The 22,237-nt window shown below is 71.7% G+C and carries 23 protein-coding genes; 13 read left to right on the top strand and 10 right to left on the bottom strand.

The window, feature by feature from the left end; all coding sequences use genetic code 11:
* Positions 1–42 precede the first annotated feature (42 nt).
* Both IGA62_RS17045 and IGA62_RS17040 read right to left on the bottom strand, forming a co-directional pair.
* Positions 43–900, bottom strand: coding sequence for a hypothetical protein (locus IGA62_RS17045; protein WP_145819977.1), 858 nt, complete (start codon positions 898–900; stop codon positions 43–45).
* Between the two features lie 158 nt (positions 901–1,058).
* On the bottom strand, positions 1,059–2,900 hold the full coding sequence (locus IGA62_RS17040) for a phosphoenolpyruvate carboxykinase (GTP) (protein WP_145819979.1): 1,842 nt from the start codon (positions 2,898–2,900) through the stop codon (positions 1,059–1,061).
* Positions 2,901–3,273: 373 nt separating this feature from the next.
* Here IGA62_RS17040 and IGA62_RS17035 point away from each other — a divergent pair, with 373 nt between their 5' ends.
* The 4 genes from IGA62_RS17035 (at position 3,274) to IGA62_RS17020 (ending at position 6,635) form a co-directional block, all read left to right on the top strand.
* Positions 3,274–3,861, top strand: a complete 588-nt coding sequence (locus tag IGA62_RS17035) for a GtrA family protein (RefSeq protein WP_186500039.1) — start codon at positions 3,274–3,276, stop codon at positions 3,859–3,861.
* 63 nt (positions 3,862–3,924) lie between these two features.
* Positions 3,925–4,752, top strand: a complete 828-nt coding sequence (locus IGA62_RS17030) for a GtrA family protein (protein ID WP_145819981.1) — start codon at positions 3,925–3,927, stop codon at positions 4,750–4,752.
* Entirely contained in the window at positions 4,749–5,939 is a 1,191-nt protein-coding gene (locus IGA62_RS30585; RefSeq protein WP_198501076.1) for a MaoC/PaaZ C-terminal domain-containing protein, read from the top strand. The genes IGA62_RS17030 and IGA62_RS30585 overlap by 4 nt, the downstream gene beginning before the upstream one ends.
* A 96-nt stretch (positions 5,940–6,035) precedes the next feature.
* Positions 6,036–6,635, top strand: a complete 600-nt coding sequence (locus IGA62_RS17020; RefSeq protein WP_145819983.1) for a signal peptidase II — start codon at positions 6,036–6,038, stop codon at positions 6,633–6,635.
* Between the two features lie 90 nt (positions 6,636–6,725).
* Here IGA62_RS17020 and IGA62_RS17015 read toward each other — a convergent pair whose 3' ends face one another.
* Complete coding sequence (locus IGA62_RS17015) at positions 6,726–7,298, bottom strand: PH domain-containing protein (RefSeq protein ID WP_145819985.1); 573 nt, start codon at positions 7,296–7,298, stop codon at positions 6,726–6,728.
* 104 nt (positions 7,299–7,402) lie between these two features.
* The gene (locus IGA62_RS17010) at positions 7,403–8,278 is read right to left on the bottom strand and encodes a biotin--[acetyl-CoA-carboxylase] ligase (RefSeq protein WP_145819988.1); all 876 of its coding nucleotides are present in this window, start codon (positions 8,276–8,278) and stop codon (positions 7,403–7,405) included.
* A gap of 141 nt (positions 8,279–8,419) precedes the next feature.
* Here IGA62_RS17010 and IGA62_RS17005 point away from each other — a divergent pair, with 141 nt between their 5' ends.
* On the top strand, positions 8,420–10,003 hold the full coding sequence (locus tag IGA62_RS17005) for an acyl-CoA carboxylase subunit beta (RefSeq protein WP_145819991.1): 1,584 nt from the start codon (positions 8,420–8,422) through the stop codon (positions 10,001–10,003).
* Positions 10,004–10,151: 148 nt separating this feature from the next.
* On the opposite strand, the gene IGA62_RS17000 is transcribed toward IGA62_RS17005, so the two are convergent.
* Positions 10,152–11,036 carry a hypothetical protein gene (locus IGA62_RS17000; RefSeq protein ID WP_145819993.1) on the bottom strand — a complete coding sequence of 295 codons (885 nt, stop codon included), beginning with the start codon at positions 11,034–11,036 and terminating at the stop codon, positions 10,152–10,154.
* Positions 11,029–11,529 (bottom strand): SigE family RNA polymerase sigma factor, encoded by a 501-nt coding sequence (locus IGA62_RS16995; RefSeq protein ID WP_145819995.1) that lies wholly within the window; start codon positions 11,527–11,529, stop codon positions 11,029–11,031. The genes IGA62_RS17000 and IGA62_RS16995 overlap by 8 nt, the downstream gene beginning before the upstream one ends.
* 114 nt (positions 11,530–11,643) lie before the next feature.
* Here IGA62_RS16995 and IGA62_RS16990 point away from each other — a divergent pair, with 114 nt between their 5' ends.
* Positions 11,644–12,114: a GNAT family N-acetyltransferase gene (locus tag IGA62_RS16990; RefSeq protein WP_145819997.1), complete on the top strand. Its 471-nt coding sequence runs from the start codon at positions 11,644–11,646 to the stop codon at positions 12,112–12,114.
* Positions 12,115–12,155: 41 nt separating this feature from the next.
* On the opposite strand, the gene IGA62_RS16985 is transcribed toward IGA62_RS16990, so the two are convergent.
* The gene (locus IGA62_RS16985; RefSeq protein ID WP_145819999.1) at positions 12,156–12,920 is read right to left on the bottom strand and encodes a M50 family metallopeptidase; all 765 of its coding nucleotides are present in this window, start codon (positions 12,918–12,920) and stop codon (positions 12,156–12,158) included.
* A 222-nt stretch (positions 12,921–13,142) separates the two neighbouring features.
* Between IGA62_RS16985 and IGA62_RS16980 the strand changes: the two genes are divergently transcribed.
* Positions 13,143–13,895 carry a GH25 family lysozyme gene (locus IGA62_RS16980; protein WP_145820001.1) on the top strand — a complete coding sequence of 251 codons (753 nt, stop codon included), beginning with the start codon at positions 13,143–13,145 and terminating at the stop codon, positions 13,893–13,895.
* A gap of 360 nt (positions 13,896–14,255) precedes the next feature.
* Here the strand turns inward: IGA62_RS16980 and IGA62_RS16975 are convergent, their stop codons facing one another.
* Entirely contained in the window at positions 14,256–14,507 is a 252-nt protein-coding gene (locus tag IGA62_RS16975; RefSeq protein ID WP_145820003.1) for a hypothetical protein, read from the bottom strand.
* A gap of 104 nt (positions 14,508–14,611) precedes the next feature.
* On the bottom strand, positions 14,612–16,561 hold the full coding sequence (locus IGA62_RS16970; RefSeq protein WP_145820005.1) for a serine/threonine-protein kinase: 1,950 nt from the start codon (positions 16,559–16,561) through the stop codon (positions 14,612–14,614).
* A 92-nt stretch (positions 16,562–16,653) separates the two neighbouring features.
* Here IGA62_RS16970 and IGA62_RS16965 point away from each other — a divergent pair, with 92 nt between their 5' ends.
* The 6 genes from IGA62_RS16965 to IGA62_RS16940 all read left to right on the top strand — a co-directional run bounded on the left by IGA62_RS16965 (position 16,654) and on the right by IGA62_RS16940 (position 21,371).
* Positions 16,654–16,863, top strand: coding sequence for an acyl-CoA carboxylase subunit epsilon (locus IGA62_RS16965; protein ID WP_145820007.1), 210 nt, complete (start codon positions 16,654–16,656; stop codon positions 16,861–16,863).
* 121 nt (positions 16,864–16,984) lie between these two features.
* Positions 16,985–17,449 (top strand): hypothetical protein, encoded by a 465-nt coding sequence (locus tag IGA62_RS16960; RefSeq protein ID WP_145820009.1) that lies wholly within the window; start codon positions 16,985–16,987, stop codon positions 17,447–17,449.
* Positions 17,446–18,810 carry a hypothetical protein gene (locus tag IGA62_RS16955; RefSeq protein WP_232624673.1) on the top strand — a complete coding sequence of 455 codons (1,365 nt, stop codon included), beginning with the start codon at positions 17,446–17,448 and terminating at the stop codon, positions 18,808–18,810. The genes IGA62_RS16960 and IGA62_RS16955 overlap by 4 nt, the downstream gene beginning before the upstream one ends.
* 14 nt (positions 18,811–18,824) lie before the next feature.
* On the top strand, positions 18,825–19,934 hold the full coding sequence (gene mycP, locus IGA62_RS16950; RefSeq protein WP_145820011.1) for a type VII secretion-associated serine protease mycosin: 1,110 nt from the start codon (positions 18,825–18,827) through the stop codon (positions 19,932–19,934).
* Positions 19,935–20,012: 78 nt separating this feature from the next.
* On the top strand, positions 20,013–20,666 hold the full coding sequence (locus IGA62_RS16945; RefSeq protein ID WP_145820013.1) for a Maf family protein: 654 nt from the start codon (positions 20,013–20,015) through the stop codon (positions 20,664–20,666).
* Between the two features lie 51 nt (positions 20,667–20,717).
* The gene (locus IGA62_RS16940) at positions 20,718–21,371 is read left to right on the top strand and encodes an O-methyltransferase (protein WP_145820014.1); all 654 of its coding nucleotides are present in this window, start codon (positions 20,718–20,720) and stop codon (positions 21,369–21,371) included.
* A gap of 96 nt (positions 21,372–21,467) precedes the next feature.
* On the opposite strand, the gene IGA62_RS16935 is transcribed toward IGA62_RS16940, so the two are convergent.
* A complete protein-coding gene (locus tag IGA62_RS16935) occupies positions 21,468–22,223 on the bottom strand; it encodes an ABC transporter permease (RefSeq protein WP_091457016.1) in 756 nt (251 codons plus the stop codon).
* Positions 22,224–22,237: the final 14 nt, after the last annotated feature.

The raw sequence follows: 22,237 nt of genomic DNA, 5'->3' as shown, positions 1-22,237 counted from the left end.
CCGCTCCCGTTCCGACCGGCACCACGGCGACGTCCGCCTCGCTCACGCCGCGGCACCGGTCCCGGTCCGACCGCTCCGCCACAGACCGTAGAGGGCGAGGGCACCCGCGGTCACCAGTGGCGCGCCGTCCCGGACCAGACCGTCGACGCCGAGCAGCCACCAGCACAGTGGCAGGTCCACGGCGAGCACGCCGAGGGTCACCACCACCAGCAGTCCGCGCGCCCAGCGCCTGCCCCGCAGGAGGAAGAAGGTGCAGAACAGCACCGCGTAGCTGGTGGCGAAGGCGAAACCGCACCAGGCCAGCACCACGGGTCCGGCGGCGAGCCGGCCGTCCAGGATCGTGCCGGCCGCCACGAGCGCGGGGACGAGCATGAGCGGCGTGTACGTGAACGCGGCGACCCGGGCGGTGAGCAGCCAGCCGGCGACCGGCGGGCGGCGCGGCGGGGTCTCCCGCCAGGAGATGCCCTGCCGGTCGATGACCAGCCGGCCCCGGTGCCGGGTGAGGTGCCCGGCGACCGCCGGGGAGCGGTACAGCAGCCAGAGCACCGCCAGGCAGAGCAGCATCAGCAGGGCGAAGCCGAGGATCCCGGGCAGCGGGGGCACTCCCTGCCGGGGCACGACCAGCCGCCCGACCGCGAAGACGGTCGTGACGACGAGGATCAGCCCCAACGGCCGGGCCAGTGTCCGCCCGCTACGGACGTGTCCGGCCAGCAGCACGAAGCCGAACGCGCGCAGCAGCGCCCAGCCGGTCCGCACGGCCAGGCCGAAGCCCCGCTCCGGGGCGTACCACCAGTTGAGCAGGTCGACCGCGACGGTGGCCGCCGCGGTCACCGCCAGCAGGACGGTGAGCGCGCGGACGGCGGACGGCCGCCGGACCTCGGTCGCGGCGGCCGTCCTCATGACTGCTGATGATGCCCGCCGCAGCCGCCCCGCACACCTACCCCGGCCGGTTCGCGCCCCGCCGCGGCGGTGGTTGGGGTGGCTGGGGGTGGTTGCAGGGGTCCCCTGCTCTGCACGAGGCGGTAGCAGGGGTCCCCTGCTACCACCTCGGCGCGCGGTCAGCGCCCCGGCGCGGCGTCCAGGCGGGCGCGCAGGGCGTCCAGCTCGGACCAGAGCACGCCCGGCAGCTTGTCACCGAACTTCTCGAACCACTCGTTGATCAGCGGCAGCTCGGCCCGCCACTCCTCCGGGTCGACCTTGAGCGCGATCCGGACGTCCTCCGAGGTCATGTCGAGCCCCTCGACGTCCAGCGCGTCCTGGGCCGGGACCATGCCGATCGGGGTCTCGACCGCGTCGGCCCGCCCCTCGATCCGCTCGACGATCCACTTGAGCACACGGGAGTTCTCGCCGAAGCCGGGCCAGAGGAAGCTGCCGTCGGCGTCCTTGCGGAACCAGTTGACGTAGTAGACCTTGGGCAGCTTCGAGGCGTCGCCGTCGGCACCCTTGCCCATCTCGATCCAGTGCCGGAAGTAGTCCCCGGCGTGGTAGCCGATGAACGGCAGCATCGCCATCGGGTCACGGCGGACGACGCCGACCGCGCCGGAGGCGGCGGCGGTGGTCTCCGAGGAGAGCGTGGCGCCCAGGTAGACCCCGTGCACCCAGTCCCGCGCCTCGGTGACCAGCGGGATGGTGTCCTTGCGCCGACCACCGAAGAGGATCGCGTCGATCGGCACGCCGTTGGGGTCGTAGTAGTCCTCGGCCAGGATCGGGCACTGCGTGATCGGCGTGCAGAACCGGCTGTTCGGGTGGGAGGACGGGGTGTCGCTCTGCGGCGTCCAGTCGTTGCCCTTCCAGTCGGTCAGGTGGGCCGGCGGCTCACCCATCCCCTCCCACCAGATGTCCCCGTCGTCGGTCAGCGCGACGTTGGTGAAGACGGAGTTGCCCCGGTCCAGGGTGCGCATCGCGTTGGCGTTGGTCTTCCAGTCGGTGCCGGGCGCGACGCCGAACAGGCCGTACTCGGGGTTGACCGCGTAGAGGCGACCGTCCGGACCGAACCGCATCCAGGCGATGTCGTCGCCGATCGTCTCGACCTTCCAGCCCGGGATCGTCGGCTCCAGCATGGCCAGGTTGGTCTTGCCGCAGGCGGACGGGAACGCGCCCGCGATGTGGTAGACCTTCCCCTCCGGCGAGGTGATCTTGAGGATCAGCATGTGCTCGGCCAGCCAGCCCTCGTCCCGCCCCATCACGCTGGCGATCCGCAGGGAGTAGCACTTCTTGCCGAGCAGCGAGTTGCCGCCGTAGCCGGAGCCGTAGGACCAGATCTCCCGGGTCTCCGGGAAGTGCGAGATGTACTTGGTCTCGTTGCACGGCCACGGCACGTCCTGCTGGCCGGGCGCGAGCGGCGCGCCGATCGAGTGCAGCGCCTGCACGAAGTCGGCGTCGTCCCCCATCGCCTCGAGGATCTTCGCGCCCATCCGGGTCATGATGCGCATCGAGGCGACCACGTACGGACTGTCCGTGACCTCCACACCGAACATGGGCTGCTCGGCCTCGACCGGACCCATGCAGAACGGGATGACGTACATCGTCCGGCCGCGCATGCACCCGCGGTAGAGGTCGGTCATCACCCGCTTCATCTCGGCCGGCGCCATCCAGTTGTTGGTGGGGCCCGCGTCCGCCTCGTCGACGGAGCAGATGAAGGTGCGCTCCTCGACCCGGGCGACGTCGCCGGGATCGGTGCGCGCGTAGAAGGAGTTCGGTTTCTTCTCCGGGTTGAGCCGGATCAAGGTGCCCGCCTCGACCAGTTCGTCGGTGAGGCGACGCCACTCCTCGTCGGAACCGTCCACCCAGACCACACGGTCGGGAGTGGTCAGTTCCGCGACTTCCCGGACCCAGGCGAGTAGTTTGGCGTGGGACGTCGGGGCCTGATCGATACCCCGAACAACAGCCGGAGCAACCATGACACATCTCCTTGTGGTCGACGCTGACCGATCTATGGGATGCACGAGTCGTGGCGGGCGCCAAGCGCGTCGCCGTCGTGGAAACCTGGGATTCCGCTCAGCGTAAACCGGGCGGCCCCGAGCGGCAGTGGGACTGGTTGTGAAGAAATGCACAAAGTACGGCTAACCTGCGGCTTCACGAGCTGATACCCGCTTTCCCGCGCAGTTTCACGCACATTCCCCGGATGACCTTCAACGCACTACGGCAAGCCGGACCCGGCTGCGCGCGGGCGTACGGACACGCCACCACACCACCTCCACCGATCACGATCCGTCATCTCGTCGTCGACATCACCCTCCGTCACCGTCGGGACCTGTTTACCCGCTGTCGACGTTGCTACCCGTCCGGGAAGCGGCCAGCCGGTACGCTTCCCCCGTGGCTGCGACCGTGACCGGGGACCAACCGGGTACCCCGCATGCTCGCCCGGGTCTGGTGCGGTCGCTGCTCGACCGGTTCGGCCACCTCCTGCGCGAGCTGAGCAAGTTCGCCACGGTCGGCGGGATCGCCTTCCTCATCGACCTGGCGCTCTTCAACTTCTTCACCACCGGCCGGGGGATGGAGCCGGTCACCGCGAAGACGATCTCCACCGTGATCGCGGCCACCATCGCCTTCCTCGGCAACCGGTTCTGGACCTGGCGGCACCGCGAGCGCTCCAACCCGGTCCGCGAGTACGCCCTGTTCTTCCTGTTCAACGGGGTGGGGCTGGGCATCGCGGTGGCCTGCCTCGCCATCAGCCGTTACGGGCTGGGCAGCATCTGGCCGGAGGTCTTCCAGACCACGCTGGCCGACAACATCGCCAGCTTCCTCGTCGGCACGGGCCTCGGCACACTGTTCCGGTTCTGGTCGTACCGACGGTTCGTCTTCGTCGAAGCGGGAACCCGACGGGTTCCACGAGGACCCGACCCAGATTCCCAGGCGTGACCTGGGGCCCATCCCGTCCGGCCGACAGGCCGGGAAGCCACGACCGACCTTAAGGTGTTCCGCATGCGTCTTGTCCGCCTCCTGCCCGAGCGCTGGCAGAAGTTCGTCCACGAGGCGCTCAAATTCGGCATTGTCGGTGGCATCAACACCGTCATCAATTACGCCGTGTTCAACGCACTGGCACTGACCGTATTCACCGACGGGCAACTGAAGGCCGCGGTCGTCGCGACGATCGTCGCCACCATCACGTCGTACCTGATGAATCGGCACTGGACGTACCGCGACCGGCCGAGATCAGCGATGCGTCGGGAATATGCCCTTTTCTTCCTGTTCAACGCGACCGGGCTGCTCATCGAACTCGGCGTCCTCGCCGCCGCGAAGTACGGCCTCGGCATGACCAGCCTGCTCGCGCTCAACGTGGCGAAGACCGGCGGTGTCGTGCTCGCCACCCTGTTCCGCTTCTGGTCGTACCGGACCTTCGTCTTCCAGCCCGCCCCGGTCACCGAGCCCGCCTCGAAGCGGGACGACCACGAGGCGGTCGCCGGAATGGACCCGGTGGCCGAACTCGCCGAGTCGGTCACCGAACTCGAGGAGGCCCAGCCGGAGCCGACGTCGCCGCCCGAGGTCCGGCCACGGCCGGCGCTGCGGCCCCGCTCCCGGGTCACGCCGGGCCCGACCGCGGGCCCCGGTCGGGCGGCCAAGCCACGTCCGGCGGGCGTCGGCGACGCGACCACGCCCCGTACGGCGACCGGGGCGAACGCCCGACCCGGTCCCTCCCCGTTCGACCGGCTCAAGCCGCTCGACCCGGGGCTCGTCGCGATCGACAGCGAACTGGAAGCCGAACTCGCCGCCGAGCTGCACGCCGCCTCCCGGCGTGCTCCGCGCCGGTGAGCGCCGAGACGGTCCGCTCCGGGACCGGGGCCTCGGCCGAGCTGTTCTTCGAGGACCTGACCCCGGGCCGGTGGTTCGACCTGGGCGTGGTCACCGTCGACGGGGACGAGATGGTCGCCTTCGCCCGGCGGTTCGACCCGCAGTGGTACCACGTCGACGAGGAGCTGGCCGGGCAGAGCCACCACGGCGGCCTGATCGCCAGCGGGTTCTTCACGGTCAGCCTCTTCATGCGGGCGTACGTCGACCACGTGCTCTCCCGCGCGGCGGCCGACGCCTCCCCCGGCCTGGAGGAGCTGCGCTGGCTGGCCCCGGTGCGGGCCGGTGACCGCCTGGCGGTGCGCCTCGACGTCATGGGAAGCAAGCCGTCCACCGCCCGGCCGGGGCTCGGCACCGTCACCCTGACCGGCACGATGCTCCGCCTCGACGCGGACGGACGCCCGGAGTGCGAGGTGCTCCGCACCCGCTTCCGTGGCTGGTTCACCCTCCGTGTCCAGCCCGAGCCCGTCGACGCCACCGAACCCGACGGTGCCGTCGACGGGGACGAGCCGCTGCCCGACCGGCCGGATCCGGCCGCCGCCGGTGTCGGTGCCGGTGCCGGTGCCGGTGCCGGTGCCGGTGCCGGTGCGGATCCGAGCACCGAGGCCGCTCCGGACGCCGTGCCCGGACCTGCCCCGGCCGCCCACCCCAGCGTGGCCCCGACCGGACCGGCCGGCCCGACCGGACCGCCCCCGACGACCGGCCCGGCCCCGGCCGCCCACCCCACCGGGCCCCAGACCGGCCCGGTCCCGGTCCCGGCAACCGAAACCGCGCCGGTGCCGGTGCCGGTGGCCACCGTGCCAGTGCCGGCGGTCGAGCCCGGGCTGGCACCGGTGGCCGGCGTCGGGCCGTCCGGGTCGCCGGTCTCCGCGCCTCCCGCTCCGGCCGGCGTGCCCGTCTCCGCGCCGCCGGTCCGCCCGCCCGCTCCGGTCGGCGTCACCGCCGGCCCGACAGCGCCGCCGGTCAACTCGCTGGATGCCCCCACGGCCGTCCTGCCCGGCCCGGTGGTGTCCGCCCCGCCGGCACCCGCGCCGGCCGGGCCGACGGGCCGGTACGGCCCGGACACCCCCACCGCCGTCATCCCGGCCGCCCGCGACCCCCACGGTCCGCCCGAGCCGTCGTACCGGCACCATCCGACCGAGGCCACCTGACGAGGCCCGACCCCGACCGGGTCGACGGCGTCGAAGAGCGCACCGCCGCCTGTGACGTGGGCGGCGGGGTCACGACCGCGTGAGAGACTTGCGGGGATGAGCGAGCAATCCGCGACCGACGAGTCGCCCCGGGTCGCCGGTGACGCACCGATCGCCGCGCCCCGGGTGCAACGGTGGACGCGCCGCGCCCCCTGGCTGGCGGGTGGCACGGCACTCGTCGTGGTCGTCACCGATCAGCTCTCCAAGCTCTGGGCCGAGCGCAGCCTCACCCGGGGCGAGCGCATCCCGGTGCTCGGTGACGCGTTGGGCGTCCAGCTCATCTACAACCCGGGCGCGGCCCTGTCGATCGGCGCGGGCTCGACGTGGATCTTCACGATCGCCACGGCCATCGGCGTGGTCGCCGGCCTCTGGTACGCGTGGCGGGTGCGGTCCCGCGCCTGGGCCCTGGCCCTCGGGCTCATCCTCGGCGGGGCGGTCACGCACCTCGGCGACCGGCTCCTGCGCGAGCCGTCGTTCGGGCAGGGCCACGTGGTCGACTTCATCGCGTACTTCGACTGGTTCATCGGGAACGTGGCCGACATCGCGATCGTCGTCGGCGCGGGCACGTTCCTCGTCCTCACCGCGCGGGGCACCACGATGCGACCGGAGGACACCGTCGCGGCGGAGCCGACCGTCGTACCCGGCGTCGAACGCTGACCGGCCCGGACCGACACCGGCGTGGCGGACGGCCGGTCGTTGCCGATGGATGTCCGGTAGTGCTCCAGGACGGCCGCACCGGGGGCACGGTCAGGCCGTGGGGTCGCGCAGCGGCCGGCCGTCCCGCATGTCGGCCATGATGTCCCGCATCTCGCCGTCGCCCAACGAGTGCCGGTCGTGGTGCGCCTCGGCCAGCTCGTAGAGCCGGGTCTGCACCTGCTCGACCCGGGGCACGTCGACCAGCACCGACTGCCCGCGTTCCCCGGCCGACTCGATGGTCAGCGTCCCGCAGCCGAAGAGCCGCTCGACGAACCGCTGGTTCATCGAGTGGTCGTTGATCCGGCCCAGCGGGATGTCCCGGCGGTCCCGGGAGAGGATGCCCTGTTGCAGCAGCACCCGTTCGGTGGTGAAGAGGTAGTGCGTGCTGCGCCAGGTCAGGTACGGCACCAGCGCGAACACCACGGCCAGCACCAGGACGAGCCCGGCGACCAAGTAGAAACCGATCCGGCCGGCCTCACCGTCCGGCAGGAGGATCCCGGCGGCCACCACCGCCGCCACACCCAGCACCAGCACCAGTACCGGCCGGACCAGGGCCTTCCCGTGCGGGTGCAGGTGGAGCACGACCTCCTCGTCCTCGGTGAGGACGTCATCGGGGAACGCCACACGAACCTCCTCGCAGGTACATCGACGCGCTGACGGTAGCCTGCCGCCGCCCGTACGCGCCGCAACCCACGGTCCGCGCGGGGCGGGTGTCCATACGGAGCGGTTCAGCGCAGGTGCAGGACGTCCCCGGCGGCGAGGCTCCGCTCACCCCGCCCGGTGTCGACCAGGAGCTGCCCGTCGGCGTCGATGCCGGTGGCCGTGCCGGTCAGCTCGTCGCCTGCGGGCAGGAGCACCCGGACCGGACGGCCGACCGTGCCGCAGGCGGCCAGGTACGCCTCGCGCAGTCCACTGGCGACCGCGTCGCCCCGGGCGGACCGCCAGCGGTCGTACCAGTCGGCGATCGCGCGGAGCAGGGCACGCAGCAACGGGTCGCGGTCGGTGGCGGCGGCCCCGGCGAGTTGCAGCGAGGTGGCGGGCAGGCCGGTCGGGTTCTCCGGCAGCTCGTCGGCGCGGAGCGTCACGTTGAGACCGACGCCGAGCACGACCGCGGACGGCTGGGCGAGCGTGCCACCGGGCACCGTCTCGGCGAGCACCCCGGCGCACTTGGCGTCGCCGAGCAGCAGGTCGTTGGGCCACTTCAGCCGGGCGTCCAGCTCGGCGAGCCGGGTCACCGCCTCGACCAGGGCGACCCCGGCGAGCAGCGGCAGCCAGCCGTACCCGGTGGTGGGGACGGGTGACCAGTCACGCTCCGGGACGGCCTCCCCGGGCCGGAGCAGGACGCTGGTCGCGATGCCCGCCCGGGGCGGCGACTGCCAGACCCGGCCGCGCCGGCCGCGTCCGGTGGTCTGGCGCTCGGCGACCACCACCAGGCCCTCCGGCTCGCCGGCCCGCGCGGCCTCGGCCACGTCCGCGTTTGTGGAACCGGTCTCCGCGCGCAGCTCCAGTCGCCGCCACGGCCCGTGCGGGGCAACCAGCGCGCGCCGCAGCCGGGCCGCGCTCAGCGGCGGTCGATCCAGGTCGGTGTACGGGGAGCCCGGCATCCCGCCAGCCTACGGCTCCGGCACCGGCGCGCCGGTGAGCGCGGCCCGACTGCGACGCGCGCCGGTGAGCGGACGCGGACGACCGTGCGTGAGGCGAAGTGCACACCGACGCAGCACCTGAACCATCGTTATATTCCCTGGGTGACTACCGAGACCGGGATCAACATCCACACCACCGCCGGCAAGCTGGCGGACCTGGAGCGACGGGTCGACGAGGCGGTGCACGCGGGTTCGGCACGCGCCGTGGAGAAGCAGCACGCCCGGGGCAAGAAGACCGCCCGGGAGCGGATCGAGCTGCTGCTCGACGAGGGTTCCTTCGTCGAGTTGGACGAGCTGGCCCGGCACCGCTCGACCAACTTCGGCCTCGACCGTACCCGTCCGTACGGCGACGGGGTGATCACCGGGTACGGCACCATCGACGGCCGGCAGGTCTGCGTCTTCGCGCAGGACTTCACGGTCTTCGGTGGGTCCCTCGGCGAGGTCTTCGGTCAGAAGATCGTCAAGGTGATGGACCTGGCCATGAAGATCGGCTGCCCGGTCATCGGCATCAACGACTCCGGGGGCGCGCGGATCCAGGAGGGCGTGGTCAGCCTCGGCCTCTACGCCGACATCTTCTTCCGTAACGCCCGCGCGTCCGGGGTGATCCCGCAGATCTCGCTGGTGATGGGGCCGTGCGCGGGCGGTGCGGTCTACTCCCCGGCGCTCACCGACTTCATCGTGATGGTCGACCAGACCTCGCACATGTTCATCACCGGCCCCGACGTGATCAAGACGGTGACCGGCGAGGACGTGGCGATGGAGGAGCTGGGCGGGGCACGCACCCACAACACCCGCAGCGGCAACGCGCACTACCTCGCCACCGACGAGGACGACGCGCTCGACTACGTCAAGGCGCTGCTGTCGTACCTGCCGGCGAACAACCTGGACGAGCCGCCGGCCTTCCCCGTCGACGCCGACCTGACCGTCACCGACGCCGACCGGGAACTCGACACGCTGATCCCCGACTCGGCGAACCAGCCGTACGACATCCACCGGGTGATCGAGCACGTCCTCGACGACGGGGAGTTCCTGGAGGTCCAGTCCCTCTACGCGCAGAACATCGTGGTCGGCTTCGGTCGGGTCGAGGGGCGTCCGGTCGGCGTGGTCGCCAACCAGCCGATGCACTTCGCCGGCTGCCTGGACATCGCCGCCTCGGAGAAGGCGGCCCGGTTCGTGCGCACCTGCGACGCGTTCAACATCCCGGTGCTGACGTTCGTGGACGTACCCGGCTTCCTGCCCGGCACCGACCAGGAGTGGGACGGCATCATCCGCCGGGGCGCCAAGCTGCTCTACGCGTACGCCGAGGCGACCGTCCCGAAGGTCACCGTGATCACCCGCAAGGCGTACGGCGGGGCGTACGACGTCATGGGCTCCAAGCACCTCGGCGCGGACCTGAACTTCGCCTGGCCGACTGCGCAAATCGCGGTGATGGGGGCGCAGGGCGCGGTGAACATCCTCTACCGCTCGGAGCTGGCCGCCGCCGAGGACCCGGCCGCCGTCCGCGCCGAGAAGATCGCCGAGTACGAGGACACCCTGGCCAACCCGTACATCGCCGCCGAGCGGGGCTACGTCGACGCGGTGATCCCGCCGCGCGAGACGCGTACCCAGATCGTCCGGGGGCTGCGGATGCTGCGCACCAAGCGGGAGACCCTCCCGCCGAAGAAGCACGGCAACATCCCGCTGTAGTGGCGGCTGTACTGCGCTGGGGTGGTAGCAGGGGTCCCCTGTTACCGCTTTTTGAGGAGCAGGGGTCCCCTGCTACCACCCCAGCCCACACCCAGCCCCCGCGCCCAGCCCGCGCGCGACCCGACCGGTTGCCCGACCGGGGCGCCGGTCAGCAGGACGGGTTGGCGGCGCGGCACAGCCGGGTGGCGGCGACGCGGGCGAGCCGGCGCACCTCGTCGTCCGACATGGACCTCCCGGGCATGATCACGGTCACCAGGTCGCCCACCCGGACGATCGCCAGGCTCGTCGGCCGGGGCACCCCGCCGAGCGGCTCGCCGGTGGCCCGGTCGCGGGGTTGGGACACCGAGTGGCGCAGCAGGGCCGCCTCGTCGCCGGCGAAATCGCGGTCCACCAGCGCCCACCGGTGCACCGTCTCCCCGTTGATCGTCCGGCCCTGCCATTCCGTCGGGCCGACCGAACGCCAGTTGGCGCACGGGACGACGAGCCCTTCCAGGCCGCGGAAGAAGTTCCCGGCCACCTCCGGCGTGACCCGGTGGACGTCCTGGGTGAACAACACGTCGCTGGGCGGATGGTCGTAACCGTCCGGACGGTCCCGCAGGATCGCCTGCGAACGGGACCAGAGCGAGGTCTCCCACCGGGTCGACAGGCCCTGTGCCGCGCGGCAGGCCTCGAGGCGGTCGTCGAGGCGGATCGACTCGCCGAGGCCCGACGCGGTCAGCGGCAGGTCGGACTGCTCCCGCAGGTCGGCCGGCCGCAACAGCACCTCCGGCGGGATCTCGCCGCGCACCGCCGGGTCCACCATCGGGGTGACCACCAGCGGCGGTACGGCCACCGGGGGCGGTGCGGCTCCGTCCGCCGGACGGAGCACGGCGGCGACTCCACCCGTCACCAGCACCAGGGCGACCGCCGCGCCGACCATCTGCCGCCGGGCCCGCCGACGGGCACGAGCGCGGATCTCCGCCGGCTCCGGCCAGCGTACGGTGGCCAGGTCGACCGCGATCCGGTCGGCCAGGGTGGGCTCGTGCTCACGCATCGGCGGCCTCCTCCAACTCCGGGACGGCGAGCAGTCCGGCGAGCGCGGTACGCCCCCGGGAGAGCCGGGCCTTGACCGTGCCGACCGGGGCATTGGTCTCCCGGGCGACCTCGGCGACCGGCATGCCGAGCAGGTAGTACAGGGCGAGGGCGGTGCGCTGTTCCTCGGGGAGCCGGCGCAGCGCGGCCACCACCTCGACGGTGTCGGTGTTCGGGGCGGGGGCGGTCTCGGTGACCCCGTGCCGCAGGTACGCCCGGGCGCGGCTACGCAGGCTGCGCCAGCGGCTCACCGCGATCCGGCTGGCGACCACCCGTACCCACGCCTCCGGGTCGTCGTACCGGCCCACGGTCGACCAGCGCTGCCACGCGCGCACGTACGCCTCCTGGACGGCGTCCTGGGCCTCGGCGAGGTCGCCGGTGAGCGCGTAGACGAACCCGAGCAACCGTTGTCGGCTGCCCCGGTAGAACTCGTCGAACCCGTCGACGTCCGACACCTGCTACCTCCCCGTGGCCGCTCGCAGGTGACACGCGCCCGGGCACCGACGCGGTTGCCGTCGACGCCGAAAAATGACCTGCGCCCGTCGGGGCGCACCGGCACGATGCCGAGCATGCCGACCGCACGCGTGATCCGCCCGTACCGTCCGGACGACTGGACGGCGCTCGCCCGGATCCACGACGCCGCCCGCCTCGACGAACTCCGCCCCACCGTCGGGGTGGCCGCGTTCCTCTCCCTGGCCGACACCGCCGAGGGCGAGGGACTCTTCGACGGGGACGTCTGGGTGGCCGAGCAGTCGGGCGAGGTCGTCGGTTTCGTGGCGTTCGCCGACGACGAGGTCACCTGGCTGTACGTGGACCCGGCCCGGTACCGGCAGGGGCACGGCCGCGCGTTGCTGCGGCACGCCCTGGCGGCGGCGGGAGACCGGCCGGTCGAGACGACCGTCCTGGTCGGCAACGACGGCGCGCTCGCGCTCTACCTCGCCGAGGGGTTCCGGATCGAGGAGACGAAGACCGGCCGCCTCGCGGGCAACGAGGCGTTCGCCGCGACCGGGCACATCATGGTGCGGCCGGGTCCGGCCTGAGTGCCTTCACCGACAGTCGGGGCAACCGGTTCGGCCACCGCTCATGGCGTCCCGCCGACGTCGGTGAGCGTCCCGCCGACGTCGGCGAGCACCGGGCCGGCGAGCAGTGCCGCCCCGACCACCAGGGTGAGCAGGTTGGCCAGGGCGAAGAAGGTCACCCAGAGGAACGCCGGGAACGGGGTCAGCCCGGCGAGCTGGTCGGCGTCGGAGGCGGGCATCCGGCCCCGGCCGCGCAGCCGTTGCAGCTCGACCACCGGGCGCACCCCGCCGAGCAGCAGGAACCACACCCCGGTGTAGGCGAACGCCGCCTGCACCTGCGGCGGGGCGTACCAGGAGACGGCGAGCACCAGCCCGCCGGTGACCACCAGCGACACCACGCCGAACGCGTTGCGCACCATCACCAGCATGGCCAGCAGCAGCGCCACCGCGACCCAGAGCAGCAGGGTGATCCGGTTGCCGCCGAGCAGCCACGCCCCGGCGAGCCCGATCAGCGGCGGGGCGACGTAGCCGGCGAGCAGGGTGAGGATCATCCCCGGGCCGGTGGGTCGCCCGGCCGAGAGGGTGAGGCCGGAGGTGTCCGAATGCAGCCGGATGCCGTGCAGCCGGCGGCCGGTCAGCAGGGCGGCCAGCGCGTGCCCGCCCTCGTGGGCGATGGTGATCGCGTTCCGGGCGATCCGCCAGGGCAGCCGGGTCGACACCACGACCAGCGCGACGGCGGCGGTGGCGAGGACGAGCAACGGTGGCGGGTCGGGCTGCGCGCCGAGGAGCCGGTCCCACAGGCTGCCCAGGCCGTCGATCGGCGTCATGGGCCGGCAGCCTACCGTCCCGGCGCACCCCCGCCGCTTCCCGTTCCCGCGCCAGGGGGCATGGGAAGCCGGCCCGGCGGCCCTGCGCTGAACTCCGCTTCCTCGGGGCCGGGTGCCGGACACCGAGCACCCTCCGGCAATTCTTTTAACAGGTATTGCGATCTCAGGCGGATTCCTTCAATGATGTTCGTCAATAGACGAACACCCCCGGAGGGAAGCCTCATGTCGCGTACCCGCCTCACCCTGCGCCGGTTGGTCGCCACCAGCCTGGCCGCACTCGCCACCGCCGCCGTCGGCCTGATCGCCACCACGACCCCGGCCTCCGCCGCGACCGTGGCCGGCGTCGACGTCTCGCACTGGCAGGGCTCGATCAACTGGACCAGCGTCCGCAACTCCGGCATCGAATTCGCCTACATCAAGGCGACCGAGGGAACGAGCTACAAGGACCCGCAGTTCAACGCCAACTACACGAACTCCTACTACGCGGGCGTGATCCGGGGGGCGTACCACTTCGCCCGGCCGAACATCTCCTCCGGCGCGGTCCAGGCCAACTACCTCGCCAGCAACGGCGGCGCATGGTCCGCCGACAGCCGCACCCTGCCCGCCGCCCTCGACGTCGAAGGCAACCCGTACAGCGGCGGATACTGCTACGGCCTGAGCACCACCGGCATGCGCAACTGGATCCAGGACTTCCTCAACACCTACCGCTCCCGCACCGGCCGCTACGCCGTCATCTACACCACCACCAGCTGGTGGAACCAGTGCACCGGCAGCTGGACCGGCCCCTGGGGCAACCACCCCCTCTGGATCGCCCGCTGGTCCAGCAGCCCCGGCACCCTCCCCGCCGGCGCCCCCTTCTGGAGCTTCTGGCAGTACACCGACTCCGGCACCGTCTCCGGCATCAGCGGCGGCGTCGACCGCAACTACTGGAACGGCGACCGCAGCCGCCTGATCGCCCTGGCCAACAACACCTGATCCGCACCGCGCCCGGCCGGGCGGTGCCGCACCTCGCGGCCCGCCCGGCCGCGTTATTTCCCGATCGGGTACGCCGACGCGGTAGCCGGGCAGGGATCGTGGTGGCAACTGGCCCCCAGGAGGGCCGAAAGCCACCACGATCCGTCGGCGCCCGCAGCTCGGCAGCACGACGTGGCCGCCCTCACCCGGCGCAACAGCCGCTGACCGTCGTGACCGGGCCGGGAGGCAACGGAGGTGGGATTCGTCGGCCACCCAGTCCGAACACGGGTGGCGGCAGCGGGATCGGCTGTCACCCGGGAGGGTGGACAACTGGTCCGGCTGCCGCCAGCATGGTGATTCCGGCTCGTCAGGCTTCCCGCGTCACGCCTCCTGTCGCCGGGTGACCGGCACGGTCACCGGGACACCATCCGTGGCGGGCACGCTGTCCGGTGCGGACGCGCTCCGGCGCAGCATCAGTCGACCGGCCACCACGGCGGCGGTGATGGTCACGACGCTGACCAGGGCGACCAGCGCCGAGATGCCGACACTCGCGAGGAGCAGGACGGCGTCGCCGAGGGCGACGAGCATCCACAGTGCCACCGAGGACTTCGTGGTCTTCCGTCGGTAACCCATCGGTCGTACCTCCCTTCCGTCGTCACGGATGAGGTACCCCGATCGACGGGAGGTCATGCGAGCGAATGTCGCATCGGACCGAAATCCCAAGCTCAGCGAGCTGATCAGTCCTGCCGGTCGGGCACGAAACCCTTCGCGATCAGGTCGAACTCGTCGAGGTTCTGCTCCCACTCACTGGCGGCGACCTCCCAGCGGATGGCGTAGCCCCGGTTGCTGGCGGTCACGAACCCCCGGTTCCGGACGTGGATCCGGGTGCCGTCCCGGGTCTCCAGCCACTCCCAGTCCGCGCAGGTCTTCCAGTAGCCCTCGCACTCCTTGATGCCGAGGAACTGGTAGTTGTTCACCCGCCCGGCCCGGGCCGGCTCGATGTCCCGCCAGGCCTTCGCCGCGTCGGAGCCCGGCCGGTCGGTCCGGTCGATGACCACCTCACGGACGCCGTTCGGCTCCCGGAACGTCACGTAGGTGGGGCCCTGGCTCCGAGTCCAGCCGACCGGCAGGGGCATGGCGAACCCGGTCGGATCCTTGTGCATCTTCCAGCCGGCCGGCAGCGTCACCGCTCCCGAGGCGCTGGGGCTGGGCGTGGGGCTGGCCGGAGCCGTGGTCGGCGACGCCGGTGCGGACGCGCTGGTCGGCGCGGCGGACGACTGGCCGGTGGGGACCGTCGTACCACCGGTCTGCGGACCGGGCGCGTCGTCGTCGCCGTTGTCGAGGAGCATCGGCACGACGAGCACCGCCGCGAGCAGCAGCACCGCCACCAGCGCACCGATCACCAGGTTGCGACGACGGTTGTCCGGCGGCGTCGTGGACGGCGGCGGCACGACGGCCCGCCCGGACATCGGCGCGGACGGGCTCACCGGGGCGGGCATCACCGCAGTCGGATTCTGCGCGGGTGGCGTCACCCGGGTCGGCGGCCCCGCGTCCCTGGCCGGGTCGGCCGGCACCACGGCGGTGGGTGCGGCGTCCGACGTGGACGCGGCGTTCCCCGGCGCGGCGACCTTCGCCGTCGCGTCGTCACCGGAGCCGGTCACGTCGGAGGCGGTGGCCTTCGCCGTGGCGTCGTCGTCGGCGGCAGCCAGGGCGGCGGCACCCGCTGCGGCCACGGCCGTCGGGGGCACCGAGCGGTCACCGCTCGTCTCTCCCGACCGTGGACCGGGCACCACCGGGGGACGCGGCTCGCGCGGGCCGTTCGGCCCCGGCCGGCGTACCCCGTCGAGCAGCGAGATGCCCCGGCTGCGCTTGCCGCCCGCGCGGCGCAGCATACGCTCGGCCACCTCGGCGTCGATGCGCTCGGCCGGGTCCTTGCGGAGCAGTCCGTTGAGGACCGGCTTCAGCGGCCCGGCGTTCTTCGGCGGCGGCATCGGCTCGGTGGCCAGCGCCGCCAGGGTGGCGATCGCCGACGGCCGGGCGTACGGTGACTTGCCCTCCACGGCCGCGTAGAGCGTCGCGCCCAGCGACCACAGGTCGGCCTCCGGGCCGGCCGTGCCGTCCCGGGCGCGCTCCGGCGCGATGTACGCGGGCGAGCCGAGCACCATGCCGGTCCGGGTGACGTTCGGGTCGCCGGGAATGGTGGCCAGGCCGAAGTCGGTCAGCACCACCCGGCCGTCGTCGCCGAGCAGCACGTTGCCGGGTTTCACGTCCCGGTGCATCACGCCGGCCTTGTGCGCCGCGTTGAGCGCACCGAGCACCCCGAGGCCGATCTCGACGGTACGGGCCACCGACACCGGACCGTCCTCGGCGAGAGTGTCCTGAAGTGACTTCGAGGGGACGTACTCCATGACGATCCACGGGTCGCCGTCGGTACGCAGCACGTCGAAGATGCGCACGACGTTGATGTGGTTCAGTCGGGCGATGGCCCGCGCCTCCCGCAGCGAACGTTCGCGCATCTCCCGACGTTCCTCGTCGGTGAGGCTGGGCGGCGGGACCAGTTCCTTGATCGCCACATCGCGGTGCAGCACCTCGTCGCGCGCCTTCCAGACCCGACCCATGCCGCCCTGACCGAGCGGCGAGATGAGCCGGTATCGGTTGGCGACGAGTTGGGGAAGCGCGTTCGACATTGCCGAGACGGTACCCGGCGCGGCGGACCCTTACACCGCCGGCACGCCACTATGCGGGATAGGTCAACTTGCCGACGCGTACCCTTGACACCATGTCTGCCGACGAGCCGCTGTTCCGGGTGGTCCGGGGTGTCCCCACCCCCGAGGAGTTGGCCGCCCTGGTGGGCGCGATCCTCGTCCGGTCGCGTCCGGCCACGCCGGCCCCCACCGCTCCGTCCACCTGGGCACGTAGCGGCCGGCCGCGCACCGCGCCCCTCGTCGCCGGTCCCGGCGCTTGGCGCACGTCCGGCCTGCCCCACTGACGGAACGTATCGACATACTCACATGCAGTGACCTGGGCCACCCCGGCGCGGGGCTGCCCGTCGTCACACCGACCGATTAACCTCACTCAGGGGCACCGGGCTGTGACGGGCGGGAGGGCCGATGATCCCTGAGGAAGACCTCGGACCGAGTTGGCTGCGCGACTACGGCGACATCGAGGCCGACATCCGCCAGATGCGGGAGTTCGCCACCCGGCTCGAAGCCGAGGTACGCCGCAACTACGCACCCCACCTGGCGTACATCGCGGACGACATGTCGGTGAAGCTGCCCGACCCGTGTGACGCCTTCATCGAGCTGGTGCACTTTCTCACCGCACACCAGCAGGTCCAGCAGGACTCGACGAACCGGGTCTACGACGTGGCCAGCTACACCGGCGGCCTTGCCAACGCCGCCGGCACGATCAGCCAGCGGTACGAGGGCAGCGACGCGTTCGCCCAGGCCCGGGTCCAGGACGTCGAACGGGCGCTGCGCGGGGTGCAGGGGCCGGTACGCGGCGACCAGCCCTCGGGCCCACCCACCGTGCCCGACCCGGCCGGTGCGCCCACCACGCCGGAGGTGCTGCCGTGATCGAACAGGGCGGCGGCCCGACGTCCGGCCTGACCAACTGGCACAACATGGACGTGGCCACCATGTGGGCCACCCTCCAGGACCACCAGACGGACAACCACTGGCGGCAGGTCGCCGGCTGGCGCAAGACCAGCGAACTGGCCCAGACGCACCTCAGCCGGCTCCGGGAGTACTGGCGAGGGCTCGCCCAGGCGTGGCCGCCGGAGAAGAGCGCCGCCTCGCGGACGTACCTCGCCGAACTGGACCAGCTCATCGACACGGTGCAACAGACGTACGACGCCGCGGTCGCCAACTACACCGCACTCTCCGCCGCCACGAGCGCGATCGGCAGCACGCGCACCGAGCTCAAGAAACTCCACGACCGGTACGCGGAGAAGGTGCGGCTCAAGCAGGCGTACGAGGCGACGCTCGACCAGCGTCCGCTGCACCGGGTCGGACGGTCCACCCCCGCCCGGCCACCGGTCACCGACTCTGAACTGGAGCAGTTGAACGGTCAGGCCCGCAACCTGATGTACGGCCTCAGCGGCGAACTCCAACAGGCCCAAGCCATGCTCAAACCACCCCCTCCCGCACCAACACGGCCCATTCGCCAAGACAGCAATCCCGATATATATGCAGCCGGCTCAGCACCAGTAATCCCTCCCATCGTGCCGGTGCCCCTGCCGGCCTCCGGCGCGACCGGACCGATCGATAAGTCCTCAAAGGCGGCACGACCGATGCCGATGCCGACCGCGCCCGGCTTAGGCCCGATCCTCGGTGGGGCCGGCCCCAATGTGTTGCCGCCTCAGACAAACCCGACGACGCCTCCAGTCACGCCCCCGATGCCGCCCTCCAATCCTGGCGTGGTGCCCCTCCCTCCGGTATCCGCTCCTCCACCACGGAATCCGTTGGGCGCACCGGGCAGGGGCGGCGCAGCTGGCCCGGTCGGCAAGCCTCCTGCCGGGGGCCCCGCAGCCGGGCCTCGACCGCTGCCACCAGGTGGCTTAATCGGAGGAACACCGGGAATGGGTCTGGGTCAACCTGCTCCCGGAGCACCCGCGCCACGCAGGGTGAACCCGATCGGTGGCGTGATCGGCGGCGGTGGTGCGGGCACTGCTCCCAGTGGTGGCGCAGGATCACGGCCCGGCTCGGGCCGTGGACCGTCGATCAGCGGCATGCACGGCATGAGTCCCTTTGGCGGCCCGCCTGGGCTTGCCGGACAAGCGGGCCGACCCGGGCGACGCGAGCCGGACGAGTTGGACCCGCGCCGTTGGGACCCCAACAACCCATGGGAGACCGCTCAAGGCGTGGACCCAGTGGTCCGACCGCCGGACGAGGAGGGTCCAATCGATCCAGGTCCGGCGATCGGCCTTGACCGGTGAGGAAACCTGCCGCAATGGCGGCACTGGCGCTGGCGGCAACCATCGTCCTGCCAGCCACCCCTGCGCACGCAGATCGCATCCGTGACGACCAGTGGCACCTGCGGTTTCTCAATGTGGCCGAGGCGCATCGGATCACCCAGGGTGAGGGCGTGGTGGTCGCGCTCCCAGACACCGGCGTGGACCCACACCCCGACCTTCGCAACAACCTGCTGCCTGGCACGGACATCATCGCGGGCGGCTCCGGCGACGGCCGACGAGACCGCAACAGCCATGGCACCACGATGGCCGGCTTAATCGCCGCACATGGCAGAGGCACTTCAGGTGCTCTTGGTATTGCTCCTGCGGCCAAGATCCTGCCAATCGTATCCTCGCTTGATAAGCAAGGCACGGCAGATCACCTCGCGGCAGCCATTGATCACGCCTTACAGCAGGGTGCCGATGTAATCAGTATCTCTTCCGTTGGCGGATCGAGCACTCGTCTCCAACGGGCAATCGACGCAGCTCTCCAAGCGAACGTGATCATTGTTGCAGCTGCTGGCAACCAACCTCACGATTTTGTCGTCGGCTACCCGGCGCGCCATCCCGCCGTGATTGCGGTAGGCGGAGTCGATAGAGAAGGAAGGCATGCCGCTGTGTCGGTTACCGGACGGGAAATCGACGTGGTCGCACCAGCCACCGACATCTACAGCACGAGTTATGACAACAAGTACGCCAGAGGAAGCGGAACTTCGAGTGCAACGGCGATCGTGGCCGGGGCAGTGGCGTTGATTCGGGCACGGTATCCGGACCTGTCGGCGACCGAGGTGGTACACCGGCTGACCGCCACCGCCGTCGACAAGGGCGCGCCGGGCCGGGACGACGAGTACGGATACGGCGTCATCGACCTGGTGGCGGCGCTGACGGCAGACGTACCACCGCTGGACGCGCAACCGTCGACGGCGAGTGCCTCGGCCGACGCTGCGCCGACCACGACGGCGGCCGGGCCCGGGTCGGATGACGACGGGGTGGTCGGGTGGCTGCTGGCGACGGGCGGCCTGGCGGCACTGGGTGGAGGCGCGGCGTGGGCGCTGGCCGCCCGGCGGCGTCGACGGGACGGCGCGGTGTCCTCAGCCGGGGCCCGCTGATCGGGCGGCGCGGGCACGAGCGGGCACTTTCGGTGTGCCGGCGATCTGCCGTTTGTCGGCAGTCGGTACCCTCCCGGCGTGCCGAACCAGACAGTCCGCCTCGTACTCGCCTCGGCGAGCCCTGCCCGTCGCAAGCTCCTCCAGGCCGCCGGTATCGAACCGGAGGTTCTGGTCAGTGGGGTCGACGAGTCCCAGGTGAAGACCGACCAGCCGGAGGAGTTGTGCCTGACGCTGGCCCGGCTCAAGGCCGTGGCGGTGGCCGAGCAGCTACGTCCGGCCGTGGGTGACCGGCCGTTGGTGCTGGGATGCGACTCGGTGCTCGCCTTCGACGGCGAGATCCTCGGCAAGCCCGCCGACGCGGCGGACGCCACCCGCCGGTTGGAGCGGATGCGCGGCAACAGCGGCGTGCTGTACACCGGCCACTGCCTGGTGGACCTCACGATGGAGAGCCGGGTGGAGGCGGTCGCTGCGACGACTGTGCACTTCGCCGAGATCAGTGACGAGGAGATCGCCGCGTACGTGGCGACCGGTGAGCCACTGGCGGTGGCCGGCTCGTTCACCATCGACGGTCTCGGCGGGGCGTTCGTGGAGCGAATCGAGGGCGACCCGGGGACGGTGGTGGGGCTCTCCATGCCGCTGCTGCGCAACCTGTTGATCGAGCTCGAGCTGAGTGTCACCGACCTGTGGACGCGGCCCGCGCCGGGCGGCCAGACGGTGGATTCGCTGGCCTGACCGCAGCGGGTCGGGGCGGGCTGGGGTGCGCAGGTCAGCTAGCGTCCGGCCATGAGTGTGAAGTCTCTGCCACTGACCGACGAGTTGCACGAGTACCTGGTCGCGCACGGTTCTCCACCGGACGAGATCGTCCGCGAGCTGGTCGAGGAGACCCGGGCCGCGTTACCGGCCGAGGCGCAGATGCAGGTCGCCCCGGAGCAGGCGGCCCTGCTGACCTTCCTGGCCCGTCTGGTGGGCGCGCGGCAGGCGGTGGAGGTGGGCACCTTCACCGGCCTCTCCTCGCTGGCCATCGCCCGGGGCCTGGCCGACGGCGGGCGGTTGACCTGCTTCGACATCTCGGCGGAGTACACCTCGGTGGCCCGACGGTACTGGGCGCGGGCCGGGGTGGACGACCGGATCGAGCTGCGCATCGGCCCGGCCGCCGACGGACTGCACGACCTGCCGCACGAGCGCTACCTGGACTTCGCCTTCATCGACGCGGACAAGGTCGGCTACCCGGTGTACTGGTCGGAGCTGGTGCCACGGATGCGTCCCGGCGGGTTGATCGCGGTGGACAACGTGCTGCGCGACGGCCGGGTGCTCGCCCCGCAGGACGAGGCGGACCGGGCGATCGCCGCGTTCAACGACGAGGTGCTGGTGGACGTACGGGTGGACCTGGTGATGCTGCCGGTCGCCGACGGCCTCACCCTCGCCCGGGTGCGCTGAGCCCGTCGGGGTTGCGACCTGCCGTGGAGGTTTGCAGGGGTCCCCTGCTCGACAAAAATGCACTGCAGGGGGCCCCTGCTACCACCAAGCGCGCGGTCAGCGGACGCTGCGGGCGAAGGCGCGGGCCGCCCAGCTGACGGCGAGCACGGTCAGCACGGTGATGATGCCGAGGCCCTGCCAGACCCGGTCGTTGCCGAGGTCACCGGCGAACAGGGCACGGGTGCCCTCGACCGCCCAGGAGAACGGGTTCCACTTCGCGATGCCCTGCAACCAGCCGGGGGCGAAGGTGAGCGGGAGCAGGATGCCGGAGAGCAGCAGCACCGGCTGGGCGACCGTGTTCATCAGCGGGGCCAGCGCCTCCTCGCTGCGCACCAGCAGCGCGACGCCGTAGGAGACCGCCGAGGTCATCAGCGCGATCAGGGCGAGCATCAGGTACGCCAGGAGCAGGTCACCGATGATCACACTGAGCCCGAAGGCCAGGGCCAGCAGCGTGATGAGGACGGCCTGCACGAGCAGCGAGACGACGTCCCGCAGGGACCGGCCGAGCAGCAGGGCGAGGCGGCTGACCGGGGTGACCCGGGAACGTTCGATGACCCCGGCGCGCAGTTCGGCGAGGAGGCCGAAGCCCTGGAACAGGCCGCCGAAGATGGCGAGCAGCACGAGCAGGCCGGGTACGAAGATCTTGTACGCCTCGGCCTGGGTGGGCGCGTTCAGGGCCGGCTTGAGCAGCGGGGCGAACAGGAGCAGGTACATCACCGGCTGGAAGACGCCGACGAAGACCCAGACCGGGTTGCGGAGCAGCAGTTGGATCTGACGTTGGAAGATCAGCCAGGTGTCGCGGGCGAGTTTCATGAGCAGCCTTTCGG

The organism is Micromonospora sagamiensis, assembly GCF_014680085.1.
Taxonomy (GTDB): domain Bacteria; phylum Actinomycetota; class Actinomycetes; order Mycobacteriales; family Micromonosporaceae; genus Micromonospora; species Micromonospora inyonensis.
This window is presented reverse-complemented; position numbering and strand designations above follow the sequence as displayed.

Bases quoted from the DNA above. Each gene is read 5' to 3' on its own strand.
- IGA62_RS17045 (WP_145819977.1), bottom strand. From the start codon at position 900: ATGAGGACGGCCGCCGCGACCGAGGTCCGGCGGCCGTCCGCCGTCCGC.
- IGA62_RS17040 (WP_145819979.1), bottom strand. From the start codon at position 2,900: ATGGTTGCTCCGGCTGTTGTTCGGGGTATCGATCAGGCCCCGACGTCC.
- IGA62_RS17030 (WP_145819981.1), top strand. From the start codon at position 3,925: ATGCGTCTTGTCCGCCTCCTGCCCGAGCGCTGGCAGAAGTTCGTCCAC.
- IGA62_RS17020 (WP_145819983.1), top strand. From the start codon at position 6,036: ATGAGCGAGCAATCCGCGACCGACGAGTCGCCCCGGGTCGCCGGTGAC.
- IGA62_RS17010 (WP_145819988.1), bottom strand. From the start codon at position 8,278: ATGCCGGGCTCCCCGTACACCGACCTGGATCGACCGCCGCTGAGCGCG.
- IGA62_RS17000 (WP_145819993.1), bottom strand. From the start codon at position 11,036: ATGCGTGAGCACGAGCCCACCCTGGCCGACCGGATCGCGGTCGACCTG.
- IGA62_RS16990 (WP_145819997.1), top strand. From the start codon at position 11,644: ATGCCGACCGCACGCGTGATCCGCCCGTACCGTCCGGACGACTGGACG.
- IGA62_RS16985 (WP_145819999.1), bottom strand. From the start codon at position 12,920: ATGACGCCGATCGACGGCCTGGGCAGCCTGTGGGACCGGCTCCTCGGC.
- IGA62_RS16980 (WP_145820001.1), top strand. From the start codon at position 13,143: ATGTCGCGTACCCGCCTCACCCTGCGCCGGTTGGTCGCCACCAGCCTG.
- IGA62_RS16975 (WP_145820003.1), bottom strand. From the start codon at position 14,507: ATGGGTTACCGACGGAAGACCACGAAGTCCTCGGTGGCACTGTGGATG.
- IGA62_RS16970 (WP_145820005.1), bottom strand. From the start codon at position 16,561: ATGTCGAACGCGCTTCCCCAACTCGTCGCCAACCGATACCGGCTCATC.
- IGA62_RS16965 (WP_145820007.1), top strand. From the start codon at position 16,654: ATGTCTGCCGACGAGCCGCTGTTCCGGGTGGTCCGGGGTGTCCCCACC.
- IGA62_RS16960 (WP_145820009.1), top strand. From the start codon at position 16,985: ATGATCCCTGAGGAAGACCTCGGACCGAGTTGGCTGCGCGACTACGGC.
- mycP (WP_145820011.1), top strand. From the start codon at position 18,825: ATGGCGGCACTGGCGCTGGCGGCAACCATCGTCCTGCCAGCCACCCCT.
- IGA62_RS16940 (WP_145820014.1), top strand. From the start codon at position 20,718: ATGAGTGTGAAGTCTCTGCCACTGACCGACGAGTTGCACGAGTACCTG.
- IGA62_RS16935 (WP_091457016.1), bottom strand. From the start codon at position 22,223: ATGAAACTCGCCCGCGACACCTGGCTGATCTTCCAACGTCAGATCCAA.